We start from the raw sequence: 18,105 nt of genomic DNA, 5'->3' as shown, positions 1-18,105 counted from the left end.
CCTCATCACCCTACCAGAAAAGGATTGTGGTGTTTTTCATGACCAATAGTTGTCGCCGGACCGTGGCCGGGATAAACCTTGGTATCATCGGCCAGGCCCAACAATTTGTTTTTGATATTGTTGATCAGCTGCTGATGATTACCACCAGGAAGATCAGTTCGACCAATCGATCCGCAGAACAGGGTATCCCCAACAAAAAGACAATCATCAACATGCAGGCAAATACCACCAGGTGAATGCCCAGGCGTATGAATAACCGTGAATGTCAAATCTCCAAGCTGGATGGTATCCCCATCCTTCAATAACCTTGTCGGCTCCGGTGAACGGCTGGTGGACAGGCCAAACAAAGCAGCATGTTCAGCAGCACGCTGCAACAAAGGCGCATCATCCTGATGAATCAACAGTTCGCATCCGGTTTTTTCAAGCAGTGACCGATTAGCCCCGATATGGTCAAAATGTCCGTGGGTGTTAATGACCATGGCAAGGGTCAAATCATGCTGGCGCAAAAGTTCCAGAATGCTATTCACGTTACCGCCGGGATCAATCACTGCTGCTTTGCCGGTTTTTTCACAGCCCACGAGATAACAATTCACCTCTAAAGGACCAGTCGGCAGACTGGTTACTATCATGATGGCTCTCCTTTTTCATTGATCTGCGTGAAAAGATCCAGATTCCGGCTTTTCAGCTGTTCACCCAGGGTCGCACCCAGGGGGCGTTCATGCCGGCTGTCACGCCGGCTGTCAGATCGGTCCTTGGTTACTGGTGGGGCAGCAGGTGCAACTGCCTGCTGGTCTGAAAGGGGTGGTTTGGACCCATCGTTTTTTTGTTGCCCCATATAGAAATAACGATCAAAGAGCCGATGATACGATGTCCATCCATGATCCTGCTGTTCTTTTTCAATATGTAATTGTACCGCGTTGATCTTGGAGTCCAGATCATCAATAAAATTCAGGATAACCGCTTCTAAAAATTGAGGCATCTTAGGGGAACCAAAATCATATTGACCGTGGTGAGATAACAACAGATGCTTGATCTTCATTGATAATTCCGCAGGAAAGCCGGGAATAGCGCGCACATGGTCTTCAATCATCTGCACACCCATAACGATATGCCCAAGCAGTTTTCCTTCATCGGTATAGCCAAATGAACGATCAAATGATAGTTCCAGCACTTTTCCTACATCATGAAGCATCGCACCACTGATCAGCAGATCCCGATCAACCTGGGGGTAACGCCTGGCAACATCAAGGGCGAGAGCCGCTACCGCCAGAGAGTGTTCCAGCAGGCCACCAATATAGGTATGATGCATTGACTTTGCCGCCGGAGCCCTTGAATAAAGACGATAAAATTCCGGATCATCGAAAAACGATCGCAACAAGTCACGAATATAGGAATTTTCCAGCGAATCAAGCAGCTGATCAAGTTCGTTTCGCATGTCTTCGGCAGAGCGACTACTGACCGGCAGAAAATCCCCAATATCAACCGATTCATCAGCTACTTTTTCCAGCTGCTGGACAACCAGTTGCATCTTTCCCATATAGACACTGGCTTTAGCTTCAACGCGGATAAAATCGTCAGCAGCAAAGCGGCTCGAAAGCTCATCTATGCGATCCCAGACCTTCGCTTCCACCTCCCCGGTACTGTCCATCAACTTGAGGGTCATATAGGGTTTGCCATTTTTAGCCATGGCAGTGATTTTGTCGCGGACCAGAAAAATGCTGCTGACGCGATCACGTTCATTTATTTGCTTGACGTATATTTCTTTCACATCGACCTCAACTGTATTTGTGCAGCGCGTAAAATATGAATTGCCGAATTCAGCCCATCAAGAGCGGCGCTCATGATACCACCGGCATAACCGGCGCCTTCCCCAGCAGGAAACAGGCCGCGGTGGCTGACCGATTCACCTGCACTATCACGCAGGATCCGCAAGGGTGCGGAGGTTCGTGTCTCGACGCCGATCAGGGTTGCTTCTTCACTGATAAAACCTCGCATCTTGCGGTTAAAGTATGGTAGCGCACGACGTAAGCCCTTGGCAACGTAGTCAGGTAAACAATCATCAAGAGGGGCATGAACAACATCGGGGCGACAACTTGAATACAATCGCCCTCCCCGACCATGAAGAAATTCAAGTAACGGCTGGGCCGGTGCACGCCAACCCGGTTCTCCTGCCTGCCAGGCTGCACGTTCCCATCTGCGCTGAAATTCCATCCCGGCCAGCGCCCCGCTGTGGGCGAAATCAGCCGGAGAGACGGTTACCACCAGCGCACTGTTCGATAAAGGAGCATCGCGGCGATAATCACTCATGCCGTTGACCACGATACCAGCCGCTTCTGAAGCAGCGTTAATCACCGAACCACCAGGACACATGCAAAAGGAATAGATTCCGCGGCCGCTGTCAGGATCGTTCCAGGTCAAACGATAATCTGCTGCCGGAAGGTGCGGATGAGCAGATAAACCATACTGAATCTGGTTTATAGATTCACGTGGATGTTCCACCCGTAAACCCATAGCAAAAGCTTTGGGTTGAAGCTTGACACCGGCTTCTTCCAGTAGCTGATAGGTGTCACGAGCACTGTGCCCCGGAGCAATGACCAACCGGTCGCAGGGAAGCTGTTCATGATGATTGATGGTTACCGCCGCAACCCGACCAGACGTCATCGTAAATCCACTGAACAAGCTGGAAAAACGGATATCTACACCCAGCTCTATTAAATGCCGGCGAAAACGGATAAGCACTTTTCGCAGCCGATCACTACCGATATGCGGTTTCGCTTGATAGAGGATTTCTTCCGGCGCCCCCATGGCCACCAGCCTCGCCAGGATGTGACCGATACCGGGATGGTTTAACCTGGTAGTCAATTTACCATCGGAAAAGGTGCCGGCGCCCCCCTCACCAAATTGTACGTTGCTATTTTCATCCAGCACACCCCGGTCCCAGAAATGTCGCACATCAGGCAAACGTTGTTCAACCGGTTTGCCGCGTTCCAGCAGGGTGACCTGACAACCACTTTCTGCCAGAGTCAGTGCACAAAAAAGACCGGCCGGGCCCATCCCTGTCACAACCACATGAAGTGGTTGCGACACGTTGTCAATCAACAGCGGTGGATCATTAACCGACCGATCAAGTTTAGGGTGAGGACCAAATTGAGCTAAAAAGGCAGCTTCATTTTCTACATTAAACTCTACAGTGTAAACTCTTAATATTTTTATTTTTTTACGAGCATCAATGCCTTTGCGCAGAATTTTCCAGGACAGAATCAAGTCAGAATGACAACTGAGTAGCTCAGCAATCTTGTCGCCAAGCTGCGCTTCTTCTTCATCCAGTTCGAGGGATAAATCCCGAATTCGCAGGGCCATTGAAATCCTGAATATTTATCTGTGATCCAGAAAAAAGAGCAGCCTTGCGGCTGCTCGGTCGAACGTCATTTATAGAGGGGGAAAACTTATCTGTCAATCATTCTGCAAGCGCACAGTAAGAACCGGCAACGGAGATTTGCGCACTACCTTTTCTGCAGTACTGCCAAACAGCACATGATCAAGGCCGGTGCGACCGTGGGTTCCCAACACAATCAGGTCCGCTGAAAGCTCCTGCGCCTGCTTAATAATCTCTTCGTAGGGCAAACCGGGCACAATAAAAGTCTCATAATTTTTGTAGCCGTCCAGATGCTGGCGGCAGAAGCTTTCCATCAGTTTTTTTGCCCCCTGCTCGATCTCTTCTTCCAGTTTTTCAAAGGAGATATGAGGCACATAAAAGCCCCGCAGATCAACCGGCTCATTAATGACATGCAGCAGCGCCAGCCGGGCTGAATATTTGTTGGCCATATTCAGCGCCAGCTCAAAAGCGTTATTGGAACTTTCAGAAAAATCAACAGCAACCAGAATGGTAGTAAAATCTTTCATGCTGACCTCCTCACATAAAGATTGGGTAATTTATTTTCTCCGACACAAAAAGTTTAACATCAATAGCTTGTCTGTCAAGGACAGGACAAACTGCTTTAATCAAGAAATCTACTGAAATCACAGGAGTTTCTTTTTCATCATCGCCACAGCTTAAGAATTCCGGCAAGAACAAGATGAAAACGCTCAAGGCTGGTTGAGCCAACCGCCAGCACATCCTGGTGATCAAGCGATTTATTACCACGACCGGCAGCAGGGTTGGCAATGAGGGACAAGGCACTGACTTCAAGACCATAACGGCGCGCAATAATTGCTTCAGGTACGGTCGACATGGATACGGCCTGAGCCCCGGCAGCCTCGATAAAATTGATCTCAGCAGGAGTTTCATAGCTTGGCCCAATCATCCAGGCAAGTACTCCCGAGTGCAGATTAACCGACTTACTTGCCAGAGCTTCACGCAATGGCAAAAGATAATGATAGCTATACAGTCGATTGAGATCGACAAAATCACGCTCGGAGCGCCCGATCATCGGATTGTGACCGGTCAGATTAAGATGATCGGTCACCAGCATGAAGTCCCCCGGCATCATGGCCGGGTTTATCCCTCCTGCAGCGTTAGTCAACAGGATCTTCCGGCAGCCGACTGCGGCTCCCAGACGAACCTGGGCACTGACCTGCCAGGCACTATAACCCTCATACAGATGGAAACGACCATGAAACAGCAACAGCTTGCGATCATTCAGCCGCCCCGCGGTTAGTGCGGCGGAGTGGCCTGTAACTCCATAATCCGGGAACCCGGAGAGTGTTGCCAGGGGCACAGTAAGGTGAACCTGCATTCCGGTAGGGATACCGGCAAAACCTGAGCCCAGGACGACAGCTAATTCCGGCTGAAAGGAACCAAGCTTGCTTTGCAGCTGACTCGCCGCAGCGCTGATGTCGTCAAGAACCATCATGTTGACAGCAGTTTATCAATTCGAGCAGTAAAGTCTTCGGGATGGAACGACTTGGTCATAAAATCATTAGCGCCAGCGATAAAGGCCTGACGGGCATCATCATCCTGACGGTAAACACCGCTGATACAAAGAATCGGCAAGCGGGCACAGCGCTGGTCACTGCGTACTCTCCTGATCAAATCAAGGCCACTGATATCCGGCAGGTTTACGTCTGCAATCAGCAGATCAAAGGATTCCGATTGCAGCATTTCCCAGGCACCTTCACCACAATTAGCCGTTGTCAGTTCGAATTTTCGGTCATCCAGCAGATCCATGATTAATTCACGAAAAAAACGAGCATCATCAACAATAAGTATTTTCCGGGCTGGTTTTTCTTCTTTGACCGGTTTTACAGAAAATCGATGACGACATTTAGGACAGGTAACAACCACAGGGGATGAAGAGTCGACGGCAGATTGAACACGATATTTTGCTTTACACTCGGGACACTGAATTTTCATAAGAAACCACTTATGGCAAATGTTCGTGCTTAAAAAACCACTAAGCGACGCATCACCAAGATACAGTGTGCAAGGCCGTTACTCTTTTGGAAGGGTTTTAATTAATTCTGCAGCCATTTTACCTTCATTGGACTCAGGAACAAAGTTGATAATAATTTCCAGTTGCTGGCGTGCGCCTTGATAGTTTCCATCTCGAAGCAGTAACACCGCCAGGCGGTAGCGCGCCTGCACCAGTTCCGGCGCTAATTCGACAGTGCGGCGCAAGGCTGCTTTTTCCAACACAGTTTCTTCCGTCAGGCGGTAAACTTCTGCCTGGTAATAATGGGCCGGAGCAAAGTTGGCCATCATCAAAACGGCTTCACGAAAAGCCTGCAGGGCCGAGGCATAATCACCTTGTTGCAAAAAAGCATACCCTTTTCCGGTCATGGCAATGTGAGTGCTGTCAAAAAGAAGGTTTTTTGCCGCACGGTCAAAATAGCTGATCGCCTTGTCCCACTCTTCCATGACCAGGTACAGATTTGCCAGATTGTTCTCATAACGAGGGTCCCCTTTAGAAAGTCTGATCGCTTCTAAATAGTGGGTTTCAGCCTCCTGATAAGCACGACGTTCCTGATAGGCCTGTGCCAGTGACGCGCGAATGGCAGCATTGGCAGGAGCAAGCTCAACCGCCTTGAGCAGTTCTCGCAATGCTGCACTGGGGTTGTTTCCCTGCAAATGTGCTTCCGCCAGCTTGTGATGAACATCAGCTTGATGGCGTTCTTCGTCAACATTAGCGGTTGTACCGGCACATCCGCCCAGTACAAACAGACCGAAAAGCAGAAAACCAGTCAGATATTTCGACATAAATAGACACTCCAGATAGCTTACAATGAGGCCAGATAACGGCCAAGGCTGGCCAGACTTTTTTCTCGCAGCAGCTGCAAATCCTCTTCATTTTTACTGGGCTGTACGCTCTGCGGCTTGATCACTGTCGCCTCTGGTGGTTGAGTAATAGGCAATTTTTCCCAGTATTTCTGTTTGTCTACAGATGACAGCAGGTGAAAATCAGATTCCGTCAGAACGAATCCCATTGATTCAATAAACCCATTGCCATCCTCATAAATCTTACTGACCTGGGCAAGGGGAACCTCACCTTTCTCCGGTACAAAAAATATGGTTCTGCGCGCCTCCAACAAATAAAAGGCAACCATGACCAGAGCTTTGCCGCCTCCAGCTAATTGCAACAGATAAGCACGACAGGGCTGAGGCGAGAAGCCACTGAACGCCAGCTGAATCGCAGACGGCGACGATTGCAAAGAGGTGACCTTGGTGGCGGGAGCAGAAAGATACGTCAACTGTTTATGCTGTATAAACATAAGCGCCCCAGACCTGGTGGCAATCAATATCACCAGAAAAAAAACCTAATTTTTGAGTTGCTGCCCACGGCACAGGATCTGGAATCCTGTGCTGAACAGATACAAAAGATCGATTCTCAATGTACAGGAACTATTCCAGATCAGCAAAGTCAGTCAGCATTTTTATTTTCTTGAAACGATCAGAAATATCCTCATGACTTATCTGTTTAAGGCGTTCCAGGCTGAATTTTTCCACAGTAAATGATGCCATTACTGTACCAAAGACTATCGCCTTGCGCATGTTTGTTTCACTGAGATTGCGCGTCGCGGCCAGATAGCCGAAAAAACCACCGGCAAAGGTATCACCTGCTCCGGTCGGATCAAACACTTCTTCTAATGGATAGGCCGGGGCTGAAAAAATCGATCCTTCTCCAAACATCAGCACACCGTATTCGCCGCGCTTGACAACCAGAGTCCTGGGGCCATAACCACGTACAATGGCTGCCGCCTTGACCAGGTTGGGCTCCTGCGCCAGTTGCCTTACTTCTGCTTCGTTGATAATGAGGATATCTACCAGCTTCAGGGTACGCAACAGGGACTCTTTTTTGCCACCGATCCAGAAGTTCATCGTATCACAGGCAACAAGTTCAGGGGCAACAACCTGACTTAATGCCTGACGTTGAATATCGGGATCAATGTTCGCAAGAAATACATATTCCGCCTGGCGGTAGTGATCCGGCAATTGCGGTTCGAAGGTTTCAAAGACATTGAGCTGGGTATCCAGAGTATGGGCTTCATTGAGGTCATATTCGTAGCGACCGCGCCAGCGAAAGGTTTTGCCGGGTACCCGCATCAAACCATCAAGGTTGATGTTGCGTGAGCTTAAAAACTCAACATGCTCCTGGGGAAAGTCTTCACCAATAACCGCCAGCAAGTTAACATCAGTAAAAAAACTGGCTGAAGTGGAGAAATATGAAGCTGAGCCACCGAGGATCTCATCAACCTCGCCAAATGGGGTGGCAATAGAATCTAGAGCAACGCTGCCGACAACAAGAATGCTCATGTTATAATCCTTTATGGTACGTTAAATCATGAGGGCGTTATGATGAATGGGGTTTCTGTCGTCACGAATGGCGACAATCAAGCAATCGAGCCCGGCTCTTAAGGGGGACAGCCGTGCACCCTGACTGAGAAATTGCATGATCACTGCACATCAAGCATCCTGATCAATGTATTTCCCGATAATAGGTGCCAATGCCTGTCGCGTCTGCTCCGGAATCAGGTCTTTATCAGTCATGATCGCGAACTCAAGGGCTTTATCACATCTACAGGTTAGCTGCTCCCCCATCTGTTCAACGGCGGTTTTGATGATGGCGCGTGCGGTTGCTACATTTTGACGAATGATATTCAATACCGCCTCCACCGAGACATCATCATGCCCCTCGTGCCAGCAGTCATAATCGGTTGCAAGGGCGACCGTGGCGTAGCAGATTTCCGCTTCACGTGCCAGCCGTGCTTCAGGGATATTCGTCATACCAATAATATCGACTCCCCAGCTGCGATAAATCTGCGATTCGGCGCGGGTAGAAAAATTGGGGCCTTCAATGCAGATATAGGTTCCACCGGCATGAACCGTAGCGCCAACCTCGCGTGCCGATTTCTCGAGAATTGAAGCCAGGTCAGCACAGATCGGGTCCGCAAACTGGACATGTCCAACAATCCCCTGTCCAAAAAAGGTCGATGCCCGCCGACCCTGGGTACGGTCAAAAAACTGGTCGGGGATGACAATGTGTCCCGGAACAATATGTTCCTTCATGCTACCAACTGCCGAGACCGATATGATCCGCGATACTCCAAGTTTTTTCATGCCGAAAATATTAGCACGATAATTGACCTCTGACGGCAGCAGACGATGCCCACGACCATGACGCGGCAGAAAAACCATTTTTACCCCGTTCAGAGTACCGGTTATGAATGCATCCGAAGGCGCACCATAGGGCGTTTCTATGATAACCTCTTCAACCTCTGTAAGCCCTTCGATCTCGTACAGTCCGCTGCCACCAATTACCCCGACCACCATTGTTTTCATAGAATCTTCTCCCAGCTTCATCATTTTGCAACATTGTAATGAGTTTTTGGATCCATTCTACCTTTTAATTGCCCGCAAGCGGCGTCGATATCACGCCCCTTACCGGCACGCAACGTCGCTACCATCCCGTGGTCAAGCAGATATTTCTGAAACGCCCTGATAGTAGCATCGACGGGCGGCTTGAAGTCGGTACCCTGATGTTCGTTAAAGGCAATCAGGTTGATCTTGCAGCGTACCGGATGCAACAGCTTTACCAGCTTTTTTGCCATCACCAGCGAGTCGTTGACGCCGTTGATCAGGATGTACTCAAAGGTCACCCGTTGTTTTGTAACACGGCTATACTCCCCACAGGCCGGAATCAACTCCGCGAGGGGATAACGGCTATTAATCGGCATCAGGCGGGAACGCACTTCGTCATCGGCGGCATTAAGGGACACGGCCAGATTGACCTTGATACGTTTTTTCAGTTCCAGTATTTCAGGCACCAGACCGCAGGTTGACAGAGTAACCCGCCGTGCTCCAAATCCGAGTCCATCATCCAGATAAAAAATATTCAGCGCGTTAATAACATTGTCAAGATTATGTAATGGTTCCCCCATCCCCATCATGACAATATTCCCCATCGGCCCATCTTCCAAGGCGGCACATACCTGATTAACAATCTCGGCAGCGCTTAGATTCCGCAACAAACCGGAGGTTGCCGTCATACAGAAAGCACAACCCATAGCGCAACCGGCTTGGGTTGAAATACACAGGGTCGCCTTGTCGGTTTCCATGGGAATCCGAACGGCTTCGATGGTAGCGCCGTCTTCGAGCTGAAACAGATATTTACGCGTACCATCCTGGCTGTTCTGGACCGTAAGGGGTGTCAATGTGGATATCCGGCAGCGTACTGACAGTTCCTCCCGCAGGGCCTTGCTGATATTGGTCATGGCAGCAAAATCGGTGACGCCCTGCTGATAGATCCATTTAAACAGCTGGCCCGCGCGAAAGGCCGGTTGTCCCAGCCTTTCGAGAAAAGCTACCAGATCCGCGTGGGTCATATTTTTCAGATCAATTTTTTCGTCCACACCTAACCTGCAAAAAAGGAACTGTTATCTAAAGCAAGCTACCCGGCAGCGGGCTGCAGAAAAACAGAGCGCCGATTTTTATTAAAGGATATAGAGTTCATAAAATTCAAGCCCTTCGGCAGTCTACCGAAGGGCTTGAAGATAAACAAGCTGTTATGCAATGAAGCGCTTAAAGCAGCTCAAGGCCATTAAAGAAATACCCCAGTTCAAAAGCAGCGGTATCGGGGGCATCAGAACCATGGGTGGCATTTTCACCGATAGAAGCGCCGAATTCCTTGCGCAATGTCCCTTCAGCTGCATCGGCCGGGTTGGTTGCGCCCATCAGGTCGCGCCATTTGGAGATGGCATTCTCTGCTTCGAGTGCCATGACGACACAGGGACCACTGCTCATGAAATCAGTCAATTCACCGAAGAAAGGGCGGGCGCGATGAACGGCGTAAAAGCCTTCCGCCTCGACCTTGCTCAGATACAATTTTTTAAGCCCGACAACTTTGAACCCCTCGGCATAAATACGGGCAAGAATCTGCCCGGCATGACCGGCGGCAAAAGCATCGGGTTTAATGATGGCAAATGTTCTTTCCATTCTTCTTTCCTCCTGGACAGGATAGTGGCAAGCGTTAGCGCAGTGCCGGTTTAGGTAACTTTAATGTTGAATTATTTCTCTGAACAACGGCAACAGTTTTTGTAAAGCCCGTCCTCTGTGACTGATGCGGTTCTTTATTTCGGCCGGCAGCTCCGCCATGGTTTTTCCATATTCCGGCACCAGGAACAGCGGGTCATAACCAAACCCATGAGTGCCCCGCTCCTGCTCTACAATCAATCCATCAACCTGCCCCTCTACCGTCGAACAGCGCCCATCGGGCCAAGCCAGGGCGATACAGCAATAAAAATGTGCCTTACGCTGTTTCAATGGTATCGCCAGCAGTTCCTTCAACAGTTTGGTGTTATTGGCTTGATCATCACCCTGCTTGCCGGCATATCTGGCAGAAAACACCCCGGGGTCACCATCCAGTACATCAACGCACAAACCGCTGTCATCAGCCAGGGTCAGACAATCAGAAAAGCGTGCCAGAGTGAGCGCTTTTTTCCTGGCATTGTCGGCAAAAGTCGTCCCGTCTTCTTCTACAATGGGAGGGTTATTGAGCTGATCAAGACCCATAACATCGAGCTGGAGGGGGGTCAAGAGCTGTTTTAATTCGCGCAGCTTGCCCTGATTATTTGTCGCTACTAGTAGTTTCATCGTTTAAGTGGCCAGCGCCGCTTGTTGTAATTGCTTTAAATCCTTGCAACCAGACAGGGCTAAATCGCGCATGGCGTCCAGTTCAACAGCGCTAAAGGGAACTTCCTCGGCGGTTCCCTGAACCTCTACAAATCGCCCGGAACCGGTAATAACAAAATTCATGTCAACGTCGGCACTGGAATCTTCTTCGTAATTCAGGTCAAGAATCGGGCATCCTTTGACAATGCCGACACTGATCGCCGAGACACTATCGAGCAACGGCATTTTTTTCAGCTGCCCCTGCCTCACCAGTCCCGACAAAGCATCATGGAGGGCAACGTACGCGCCGGTAATGGACGCGGTACGGGTCCCACCATCGGCCTGTAACACATCACAATCAATCTGTACGGTTATTTCTCCCAGTGCCCCAAGTTCGGTAACCGCGCGCAAGGAACGACCAATCAACCGCTGGATTTCCTGGGTGCGACCGGAAACCTTACCGCTACTTGCTTCCCGCTTGGAACGGGTGTGGGTAGCACGCGGCAGCATGCTGTATTCAGCGGTTACCCAGCCACGCCCTTGACCACGCATAAAAGGAGGAACGCGCTGTTCAACCGACGCGTTACACAGCACCCTGGTTTCACCAAAGCTGACAAGCACCGACCCTTCAGCATAGCGAGTAAAACTCCGCTCAAAACTAATGGGCCGTAACTGTTCGGGTTTGCGATTATCTGGTCGAGCTGGAATTACATGTACCATTAGCGTGTGTCCCTGGACAATGATATGTAGTTCTGGATGCCTTTAAAAACAGACTCTACCAGACGATTTTGATAGTTTTCTTGCCGCAGCAAGCGCAACTCATCAGGGTTACTGAGATAGCCGATTTCCAGCTGAACCGTGGGCAAATCGCCGCGACCCAATGACAGGCGCGAGGAGGGATAGATCCCGCGTACCGCAAGGTCCGTGTCAAGCATCGCTTGTGAAAGTTCCTGAGCCAATACCAGACTGCCGTGCAACGGACCTGCAGGTTCCTCCTGGTCACGAACCAACAGGTCAATCCCCCTGACTTCGGATGAAAAAGAGGCCTGGGCATGGAGTAGAATCCAGAGATCGACATCGTCACGTAATGCCGATTCCAGACGTTGATCCAGGGTTACATCGTAATCACCTGTACGACTGACATAGACCGGGATACCCAGGCGCATGCGCAACAAGCGGGCAAGGCGATCAGCAACCTCAAAGGTCACCAGTTTTTCATTGTATCCGTCAGGGGCGATAACCCCGGTATCCAGGCCGCCGTGTGCCGGATCAATAGCAATCGCCCGGATGGCTGGTCCACTCGTGCTGCTACGCTCCGTGCGTCGGAAAAAACGACTGAAGAGTTCGTCAATTCCATCGCTCTGTGCTTCCTCAACAACAGGGACCTGTGGCTCAAGATGCCGAAAAAATACAGCCCGTCCGGCTAGTTGGGCTAATTGCGATTGAATAAAATTTTCAGAAACCCGTAATCTTCCATCGATAAAAACCGGTTTGTCCTGCAGAGGGAAAAAATTATCACCAATCTGCATATAACCACTGGCGGGGGTAAGAACAACCCATCCACGACTGGTACGGATGCGGTACGTATGAGCGACAGAATCCCAGTTTCCTGACAAACCGGCAAGGTCAAGAAGGTCCTCAATGGCAACGTAGGAAATACCCTGCTGACGATAAACGTCCTCAATAATCACTGCCGGTTGACCACGCAGGGCAATCTCAACCGCCGCAACAGCAGGCGAACTGACCAGTAAAAAACAGCAAAAAATCAGGATAAAACGCATGGCAACTCCGTCAAAGCGCATGGTTATAGCCCAACTGTCTGACAACTGTCAATCACAGGAGGGCACCAATGGTTTACCTGATTGTATTTGCATATTCAGGGCTTTCAACATGCGCCGGGTCAAGATTTCTTCGAGCTCTGTCTGAACCTCTTTTTCAAGATTGATTGTTTTAATCTGACCACCGGCTACCATACCATGACCGCCTGCGGTTCCTAAGCCTGCTACCATTTCCTGAATAACCAGCCCTAACTTGGCATCGGGGTCAAGGGAACGCATTGACAAAATCTGGGTACCATCAAACCATCCCATCCCCAATACGTAATTAATCCCTTTATGGCGGAGCAAAAAATCTGCCAGTTCGGCAACCAGGTCAGGGTTATCAATCTGGTTGAGATTAAAAACCAGTGCACTGCCATAGATGCGGGCACTATCGATCGCCTGGCGAAAAGCACAAAAATAGGCGGAGGAGACCTGCGGGTGAATGATTTTGAAGAGAATACGATTGTTAGCAAGAGGAAGCAGTTTTAAATAAGCTTCACGATCCGCCTTGGACCATTCACGGCCTAGATCCTGGGTTTCGGATTTAATGGCATAATACAGGCAGGTGGCTAAACGGGTATTGATGGCAACCCCCTGTGTGGTCAGATACTCATAGAGAATCGTTGCCGACGCACCATAACTTTCTCGAATATCGACCCAGCACACCTTGGACAGATCAGCTTTCGGACGATGATGATCAATGATAAAATGGACGGGAAGAGTCGCGGGCCATGAATTATTGCCGGTGTTAGGTTGAGTGTCGACCATGCAGACCACCTGAAACTGTTTAAGTTCCAGTTCGCTGATGGGGATCATCGGAATCTCAAGCTGTTCAACCATGTTGCGATTTTCACTGCGACCAATGACACCGCCGTAGGTGAGGACTGCATTCTGACCGGTTTTCACAATCAGTAGATGGCGCAGCGCAACGGCTGCAGCAATAGAATCGGGATCAGGATTGTCATGAGTGACGATAACAACCTTACCGCGTCCCCGAACCCACTCAATAACCTGACCGATCAAATCAACACCAGGAAGTGGAAGCGGACATTCAATCCGGTCAACTTGCCCTGCTTTTTCGTTGTAAGTCATTGTTGATGATTCCTGCCAAGAAGAGAAAAAATGATGGCTACCGCCTGCTGCGGTGCGTCGGTTGTCAATGTAGTATCAATATCCGGCCAGCTGTCAAGCAGAACAAGGGGTTTTCCAAGTTTACGAGCAATGGCAATCTCCGAGAGAGTACCATAACCGCCCTCGATTGCAATCAGGGCCGCAGCTGTCTGGACCAGAATCACATTGCGGGCGTGTCCCATGGCGGTCACAATCGGATGGGTTACATAAGGGTTGGCACTGGCGGCATTGTCGCCGGGCAAAATCCCGATCACCTCGCCGCCGGCTTCACAGCAGCCGCGCGCAGCCGCCTCCATGATTCCACCCAAGCCCCCGCAGGCGAGAACTGCGTCCCGTTGAGCAATCAGGCGGCCAACCTGATAGGCTTTCTCAAGGCCACTGGAACTGGCCTCTGCCGCACCTATCACACCAATAATAAGGCGCCGCTCAGTCATTAACCGATCTCCTGCAAGCGTCGGGCAAAGCGCTTAAGGGTCAAGCTGTTCAACACGACACAGACACTGGACAGCGCCATGGCCAGCCCGGCATACTCAGGCTTCAAGTAAAGCCCAAAGGATGAATAAAAAAGCCCGGCAGCCAGTGGAATAAAAGCCAGGTTATAGAAAAAGGCCCAGAACAGGTTCTGTTTGATTTTTTTCAAGGTTTGTCGCCCCAATTCAACCGCCCGGACAAGGTCGAACAGATCGGCACCGATCAACACCAGGTCGCCGCTCTCACGGGCGACATCGGTTCCGGTTCCGATCGCGATTCCGACATCGGCCTGAGCCAGGGCCGGGGCATCATTGATACCGTCACCAACCATGCCAACCCGATGGCCCTGCTGCTGGTATTTTTTAACCAGTCCCAGTTTTTGATCGGGAGTCACTTCAGCAACAGCATGTTTTATCCCCAACCGGTTAGCAACCTGTTCAACCACATCACGTCGATCGCCACTGACCACCACCGTTTGAATGCCGAGTTGGTGCAGTTGTTCAATGACCACCGCTGCGGCCGGACGAATCTGGTCGGACAAGGCAATGACCCCTTGTAACTGGTCTTCAACGGCGACGAAAATGAGCGATTTATTCAACAACCCTCCCTCTTCCAATTGCTGTTGTAGCGGTTCAATGGATATCCCTGCCTTATTCATCAAAGCACGGTTACCACAGACAACAAACTGGTTGTCAACCCGACCACGAACACCCTGACCGCCAATCTCCTCAAGTTCTTGGAGGTTTGCAGAAATAATGGAGCTCCCGCTGCGCGCCCTGGTAACCACTGCCTGTGCGAGGGGATGATTACTCCCCTGCTCAGGTGCTGCTGCAAGGGCAAGAATCTCTTCAGTTGTCATGTCGCCACAAGTGACAACCTGATCTACGGCAAAGCTGCCACTGGTAAGGGTACCGGTCTTGTCAAGGAGCATCACGTCAAGTTTGGAAATCGTCTCAAGTGCCGATGCCTTTTTATAGAGAATGCCGCGCTCAAGGCCGACCGCACTACCAACCATGATCGCCGTCGGGGTTGCCAGTCCCAGGGCACAAGGACAGGCAATAACCACGACAGCGATGGCCATCTGAAAGCCGGTAAGAAACGGGGCACTGACCACCAGATACCAGCCGACAAAGGTTAACAGCGACAATGCTACAACCACAGGGACAAAAAAACCGGACACGCGGTCGGCAAAACGTTGAATCGGTGCCTTATCGGCCTGGGCATCCTCAACCAGGCGGATGATACGCGCAAGAACCGCATCTTCGCCGACGTGAGTCGCACGGATCTGCAGCAGGCCGCTGCGATTTATGGTGGCACCGACGACTGTTGCCCCCGGTTCCTTGTGAACCGGCACTGATTCGCCGGTGATCATTGATTCATCAACAGCTGCGGTTCCAGCCTCTACCTCTGCGTCTACCGGAATGGTGTCACCAGGTCTTACCAGCAGGAGATCTCCAGGCCTGACATGTTCAACCGGGATGTTTTTTTCCTTACCATTAACCAGCAGGATGGCCGTTTTTGCCTGCAATTGCAGAAGTTTTTTCAAGGCATCACCGGCACGTCCCTTTGCCCGTGATTCGAGCCACTTACCAAAACGGATAAAAAGGATCAGCATGACACTGGTTTCGAAAAAAACCGCCACATTTTCGCCCAGCAAACCAAACAAGGCCAGCATGGAATAACCATAAGCCGCGCTGATCCCAAGAGACACGAGGACATCCATATTGGCAACACGATTTTTCAAAGCACCCCAGGCGCTGCGATAAAAACCCAGGCCGGCGGTAAACTGAACAATGGTAGCAAGGATTCCGCTGATCAGCAGTTCCATCCTGGAGGAAACAGGTGCGAACATCATCAGCATGATGGGGATACCGCCGGCTGCGGCAATCAGCACCATCAACAACTCCTTGCGCGAAGCGTCGCCTTTGGATTCTTCGTTCTGCGCCAGGGTTCTGAAGCCCGCCTGTTCAACCGCGGCATAGATCTCTGGTGGAGAAATTACTTCTGCATCGAAATTGACCTGGGCAAAGTTACCAGCCAGATTCACACTGACCGTACTAACCCCCGGCAGAGACAGTAGCTTCTTTTCTACCGTTGCAACGCAAGAGGTACAACTCATGCCACCAACGGAAAAACGTAGTCGCTGCTGCCCATGGGCGGCAGATTCAGGATGATTCACCTTCATGAAACAACCCTTAAGTAAGTCGGTGATTTGCAGTTCATGGACAACGGATAACATCGACAGATCCGCGCGCTAGAAACTCCAGACCCTCCAGAAGCCCCCATGCCGAAGACTCAACAACAACAACCGTTACCCCCAGCGCGCAACGCAGCTCATCAATATGCATGTTATCGAGAAAACGTTGTTCATCAGCTTTTAACATGACATCGGGTACCAGCAACGGCCTGCCCTTGATCATATCACGAAGCTGACGGACAAGATCAATACCGGTAACCAAACCGGCAACGGTAACGCTCGAACCGAAAAAATCATTACCAACGGCGACGACCTCCATCTCAACTCCGGTGCGCAAACCCATACGTTTGACGACATCCTGCATATGAGGAAAAAATGACCGGCCGGTAACGACAACAGCAGTTTTCAGGTCGAGGGGTTCTGTATCAAGGAGAACTTCTTCAGCTTCAGCTCGAAAATGAGCCACCAGACCAACCCCGTTTTCGAGTTGCGGAAAATCTTCATATTCTTCAAAGCCGGGCAAAGGCATGTCGGCCAATTGATACATCTCATCAGCTGCAAAAACCAGCCGCGTCTCCAACTTTGGCAGAAATTGCTGCTGATATTCCCTGATTTGTTCAATGCAGTTCGCGGCTTCAGCCTGATCTGGAACCTGCAAGACCGGCAAACGCTCACGAAAACGGGTCAATCCGACCGGTACAACAGCGATCGAACAAACCTGTGGATGCAATGCGGCCAATTCTTCGATGGTCTGTTGCAACACCTGACCGTCGTTAATTCCCGGGCATAACACAATCTGACAATGCATCTGGATATCAGCCGCCGCCAGACGTTTAAGGAGCGGAACGATGGCCGGCACCTGACAGCCCAGCAGGTGATTACGGATCAATGGGTCGGCAGCATGAACGGATATATACAGAGGAGACAACTTTTCAGCGATAATCCGCTCAAGATCAACTTCATTGACGTTGGTCAGGGTAATAAAAGAGCCGTACAGGTAAGAGAAGCGATAATCCTCGTCCTTAATATAGAGGCTGCTCCGCAGACCCTTCGGGAGTTGATGAACAAAACAGAACAGGCACTGGTTTCCACACTGCTGTGGTTGCGGGTGCGCAACCTCAAGCCCGATCTCTTCGTCGGCAAATTTTTCGCATTCAACAACAAGTATTTCCCCTTTGCGGAACACCTCGATCACGAGATGTTCTGCTTCCATGGCCCGATAATAATCGATCAGATCATTGATCGGGATGGTGTTGATAGTGACAAGCTGATCATCGGCACAAAGCCCCGCCTCGTCGGCAAAGCTACCGGGTTCAATTCGCTCTATTGCAATCATTTTGTCACCCCACCAGCAACAGCAAGGGCGGCACCACCGGTACCGC

19 protein-coding genes are annotated in these 18,105 nt (G+C 50.4%); all 19 read right to left on the bottom strand.

Annotated features, from left to right (window positions below):
- Positions 1–5: 5 nt before the first annotated feature.
- Positions 6–629 (bottom strand): MBL fold metallo-hydrolase, encoded by a 624-nt coding sequence (locus AC1931_RS02250; protein ID WP_483875602.1) that lies wholly within the window; start codon positions 627–629, stop codon positions 6–8.
- Complete coding sequence (locus AC1931_RS02245) at positions 626–1,768, bottom strand: 3'-5' exoribonuclease YhaM family protein (RefSeq protein ID WP_483875601.1); 1,143 nt, start codon at positions 1,766–1,768, stop codon at positions 626–628. The genes AC1931_RS02250 and AC1931_RS02245 overlap by 4 nt, the downstream gene beginning before the upstream one ends.
- Positions 1,765–3,360 carry an NAD(P)/FAD-dependent oxidoreductase gene (locus AC1931_RS02240; protein WP_483875600.1) on the bottom strand — a complete coding sequence of 532 codons (1,596 nt, stop codon included), beginning with the start codon at positions 3,358–3,360 and terminating at the stop codon, positions 1,765–1,767. The genes AC1931_RS02245 and AC1931_RS02240 overlap by 4 nt, the downstream gene beginning before the upstream one ends.
- A gap of 93 nt (positions 3,361–3,453) precedes the next feature.
- The gene (locus tag AC1931_RS02235) at positions 3,454–3,903 is read right to left on the bottom strand and encodes a universal stress protein (RefSeq protein ID WP_483875599.1); all 450 of its coding nucleotides are present in this window, start codon (positions 3,901–3,903) and stop codon (positions 3,454–3,456) included.
- 137 nt (positions 3,904–4,040) lie between these two features.
- Positions 4,041–4,853: a purine-nucleoside phosphorylase gene (locus AC1931_RS02230; RefSeq protein WP_483875598.1), complete on the bottom strand. Its 813-nt coding sequence runs from the start codon at positions 4,851–4,853 to the stop codon at positions 4,041–4,043.
- The gene (locus AC1931_RS02225; protein WP_483875597.1) at positions 4,850–5,353 is read right to left on the bottom strand and encodes a response regulator; all 504 of its coding nucleotides are present in this window, start codon (positions 5,351–5,353) and stop codon (positions 4,850–4,852) included. Before AC1931_RS02225 ends, AC1931_RS02230 begins: the two co-directional genes overlap by 4 nt.
- A gap of 78 nt (positions 5,354–5,431) precedes the next feature.
- On the bottom strand, positions 5,432–6,196 hold the full coding sequence (locus AC1931_RS02220) for a tetratricopeptide repeat protein (protein WP_483875596.1): 765 nt from the start codon (positions 6,194–6,196) through the stop codon (positions 5,432–5,434).
- A gap of 20 nt (positions 6,197–6,216) precedes the next feature.
- The gene (locus AC1931_RS02215) at positions 6,217–6,708 is read right to left on the bottom strand and encodes a hypothetical protein (protein WP_483875595.1); all 492 of its coding nucleotides are present in this window, start codon (positions 6,706–6,708) and stop codon (positions 6,217–6,219) included.
- Positions 6,709–6,838: 130 nt separating this feature from the next.
- Positions 6,839–7,750: a PfkB family carbohydrate kinase gene (locus AC1931_RS02210; protein WP_483875594.1), complete on the bottom strand. Its 912-nt coding sequence runs from the start codon at positions 7,748–7,750 to the stop codon at positions 6,839–6,841.
- 150 nt (positions 7,751–7,900) lie between these two features.
- Positions 7,901–8,776, bottom strand: coding sequence for an S-methyl-5'-thioadenosine phosphorylase (gene mtnP, locus AC1931_RS02205; protein ID WP_483875593.1), 876 nt, complete (start codon positions 8,774–8,776; stop codon positions 7,901–7,903).
- Between the two features lie 20 nt (positions 8,777–8,796).
- Positions 8,797–9,846 (bottom strand): dual-specificity RNA methyltransferase RlmN, encoded by a 1,050-nt coding sequence (gene rlmN, locus AC1931_RS02200; RefSeq protein ID WP_483875592.1) that lies wholly within the window; start codon positions 9,844–9,846, stop codon positions 8,797–8,799.
- Positions 9,847–10,015: 169 nt separating this feature from the next.
- Positions 10,016–10,429, bottom strand: a complete 414-nt coding sequence (gene ndk, locus AC1931_RS02195) for a nucleoside-diphosphate kinase (RefSeq protein ID WP_483875591.1) — start codon at positions 10,427–10,429, stop codon at positions 10,016–10,018.
- 60 nt (positions 10,430–10,489) lie between these two features.
- Positions 10,490–11,086, bottom strand: coding sequence for an XTP/dITP diphosphatase (locus AC1931_RS02190; RefSeq protein WP_483875590.1), 597 nt, complete (start codon positions 11,084–11,086; stop codon positions 10,490–10,492).
- Between the two features lie 3 nt (positions 11,087–11,089).
- Complete coding sequence (gene rph / locus AC1931_RS02185) at positions 11,090–11,824, bottom strand: ribonuclease PH (RefSeq protein ID WP_483875589.1); 735 nt, start codon at positions 11,822–11,824, stop codon at positions 11,090–11,092.
- Complete coding sequence (locus tag AC1931_RS02180; RefSeq protein WP_483875588.1) at positions 11,824–12,885, bottom strand: N-acetylmuramoyl-L-alanine amidase family protein; 1,062 nt, start codon at positions 12,883–12,885, stop codon at positions 11,824–11,826. Before AC1931_RS02180 ends, rph begins: the two co-directional genes overlap by 1 nt.
- Before the next feature lie 48 nt (positions 12,886–12,933).
- Positions 12,934–14,016: a DHH family phosphoesterase gene (locus AC1931_RS02175; RefSeq protein WP_483875587.1), complete on the bottom strand. Its 1,083-nt coding sequence runs from the start codon at positions 14,014–14,016 to the stop codon at positions 12,934–12,936.
- On the bottom strand, positions 14,013–14,489 hold the full coding sequence (locus tag AC1931_RS02170; protein ID WP_483875586.1) for a TIGR00725 family protein: 477 nt from the start codon (positions 14,487–14,489) through the stop codon (positions 14,013–14,015). The genes AC1931_RS02175 and AC1931_RS02170 overlap by 4 nt, the downstream gene beginning before the upstream one ends.
- Complete coding sequence (locus tag AC1931_RS02165; RefSeq protein WP_483875585.1) at positions 14,489–16,711, bottom strand: heavy metal translocating P-type ATPase; 2,223 nt, start codon at positions 16,709–16,711, stop codon at positions 14,489–14,491. Before AC1931_RS02165 ends, AC1931_RS02170 begins: the two co-directional genes overlap by 1 nt.
- 34 nt (positions 16,712–16,745) lie before the next feature.
- Positions 16,746–18,059: a DUF512 domain-containing protein gene (locus tag AC1931_RS02160; protein ID WP_483875584.1), complete on the bottom strand. Its 1,314-nt coding sequence runs from the start codon at positions 18,057–18,059 to the stop codon at positions 16,746–16,748.
- Between the last annotated feature and the right edge of the window lie 46 nt (positions 18,060–18,105).

It is taken from the genome of Pelovirga sp. C15f (assembly GCF_057178085.1).
Note: the sequence above shows the minus strand (reverse complement) of the source record. Positions and strands in the feature narration are given on the sequence as shown.